Annotated in this window: 2 protein-coding genes; one reads left to right on the top strand and one right to left on the bottom strand. The window is 69.4% G+C overall.

Going from position 1 to position 2,358, the window contains the following annotated elements:
• The coding region (gene rhlB, locus IQ458_RS19000; RefSeq protein WP_235997008.1) for an ATP-dependent RNA helicase RhlB at positions 1–1,436 on the bottom strand (1,436 nt) is incomplete at its 3' end.
• A 225-nt stretch (positions 1,437–1,661) separates the two neighbouring features.
• Here rhlB and trxA point away from each other — a divergent pair.
• A complete protein-coding gene (gene trxA, locus IQ458_RS18995) occupies positions 1,662–2,003 on the top strand; it encodes a thioredoxin TrxA (protein ID WP_141455103.1) in 342 nt (113 codons plus the stop codon).
• The last annotated feature ends 355 nt before the right edge of the window (positions 2,004–2,358 follow it).

The following is a 2,358-nucleotide window of genomic DNA, read 5'->3' as shown; positions in this document are numbered from 1 at the left end:
GGTGCCGGCGTGGCGGCCGGGTTGTCCGCACGCGGCGGACGCGGGCTGCGCGGCTTGCGTTCGCCCTGCCCGCCTTCGCGGCGTTCACCCCGGCCACGCCCACCGCCACTGCCACTGCCGCCACCGCTGCGGCGGCCACCACCGCCACGGCGCTGTTCCTCGGCGCTGCGCTGTTCGCGCGCCTCGCGGAAGATCTGGCCGATGCTCTCGCCTTCCTCGCCCTCGCCGCCTTCCACCGGCGCGCGTTCGGGACGCGGCAGCGCGGTCAGCAGTTCGGCGGAGACCGCTTCGACCGGAATCTTCTGCTCGATGTACGCCTCGATATCGGGCAGAGACATCGCGTAGCGCTCGCAGGCGAAGCTGATCGCGTCGCCTTCCGCGCCCAGGCGGGCGGTGCGGCCGATGCGGTGGACGTAGTCCTCGGCATCGAACGGCAGGTCGTAGTTGTAGACGTGCGAGACGCCGTCGATGTGCAGGCCACGCGCGGCCACGTCGGTGGCGACCAGGATTTCCAGCTGGCCCTTCTGGAAGCGGTTGAGCAAGGTCTCGCGCTTCTTCTGCGGGACGTCGCCGGACAGCACGCCGACCCGGTAGCCGGCGCGCTCCAGCGCGCGCGCGACCCGCTCGACGAACGCCTTGGTGTTGACGAACACCATGGTGCGCGCGCCCTCGCTGCGCGACAGCAGGCCCAGCAGCAGCGGGATCTTCTCCTCGTCGGCCGGGAAGTACATGCGCTGGCGCACCCGCGCCGCGGTGACCGTCTCGGCCTCCACCACCAGCTTCTCGGGCTCGTTCATGTGCTCGTAGGCCAGCTCCAGCACGCGATGGCTGAGGGTGGCGCTGAACAGCAGGGTCTGGCGCTCGGTGCGGATCGGCATCCGCCGCAGCAGGAACCGGATGTCCTTGATGAAGCCCAGGTCGAACATGCGGTCGGCCTCGTCCAGCACGCAGACCTCGCAGGCGTGCAGGGAGACGACCTTGTGCTGCTTGACGTAGTCGATCAGGCGGCCGGGGGTGGCGATGATCACGTCCACGCCCTGCTGCAGCAGTTCACGCTGCTTGTCGTAGTCCACGCCGCCGTACACCAGCGCGAAGCGCAGGCCCAGGTCGGCGCCGAACTTCACCGCGTCCTTGTGGATCTGGATGGCCAGCTCGCGGGTCGGCGCCAGGATCAGCGCGCGCGGGTCTTCCGGCTTGCGCTCGGCCAGGGCCGGCCGCGACAGCAGGCGATTCATCACCGCCACCAGGAACGCCAGGGTCTTGCCGGTGCCGGTCTGGGCCTGGCCGGCGACATCGCGTCCGGCCAGCGCCACCGGCAGGGTCAGCGCCTGAATGGGGGTGCAGCGTGAAAAACCGGCGTTCTCCAACCCGGCCAGGAGGGCCGGATGCAGGTCGAACGAGGTAAAAGTAATGTCGGTTAAAGGTTTGTCGCTCATGCTTTCTTCTTTGCGCCGCAGTGTTCCGTTGGCGCGACTGATATAGGGACTGCTCGTGCTTGCATCGCCGTCGGCGGCGTCGCAAACTGCGCCCCCAAAGCCGAATCGCGCGGCCGCCAGGAATGACTTGATCTGGCCGCGGAACGCCCCAGTTTACCCCAAAGAGGTGGCCGTCCCCGGCCTCCCATCCGTCCGCGGCCCGCCGCGGCTCCGCAGGAGAACCCAGTGAGCGAAAAAGTAACCCATGTCGGCGACGCCGATTTCGAGGCCGCCGTTCTGCAATCCGGTGAACCGGTCCTGGTCGATTTCTGGGCCGAATGGTGCGGTCCGTGCAAGATGATCGCCCCGGTCCTGGACGAACTGGCCGAGACCTATGACGGCCGCCTGAAGGTGGTCAAGCTCAACGTGGACGAGAACCGCGCCACCGCCATCAAGTACCACGTCCGCAACATCCCGCTGCTGCTGCTGTTCAAGGACGGCCAGGTCCAGGCGACCCAGGTCGGCGCGGTCGGCAAGGGTCAGCTGACCCAGATGATCGACAAGACGCTCGGCGCCCAGACCGCCTGAGCCGGTCCGGCCGGGCGCCCCGGCTGAACCCGTGCGAACCCGCTGCGGCCCGGCGCTTGCCGTCGCCGCAGCGCGGTGCTAGTGTCCGCACATCCGGCGCCTTTTCTGCGCCGCACCCTTCTGAGTCACCCACACTCCTTCACCCGCCGCCGCGCGTTCGAGCCGGCGCTCGCCATAGCGAGGAATCGCACTTTGTCCGACAGCAGCAACGAAACCGGCGCCCCCGCCGAGAAGCGCGTGCGTAAGCCGCGCGTCGCCAAATCCGCCCCCGAAGCCGCCAGCGCGGCTCCTCCGGCCGAAGCGCCGGCCCCCGCCGCGCCCCCGCCGCCCGCTCCGGCTCCTGCCGTCGAAGCGC

The organism is Pseudoxanthomonas beigongshangi (assembly GCF_016820515.1).
GTDB lineage: Bacteria > Pseudomonadota > Gammaproteobacteria > Xanthomonadales > Xanthomonadaceae > Pseudoxanthomonas_A > Pseudoxanthomonas_A beigongshangi.
Note: the sequence above shows the minus strand (reverse complement) of the source record. Positions and strands in the feature narration are given on the sequence as shown.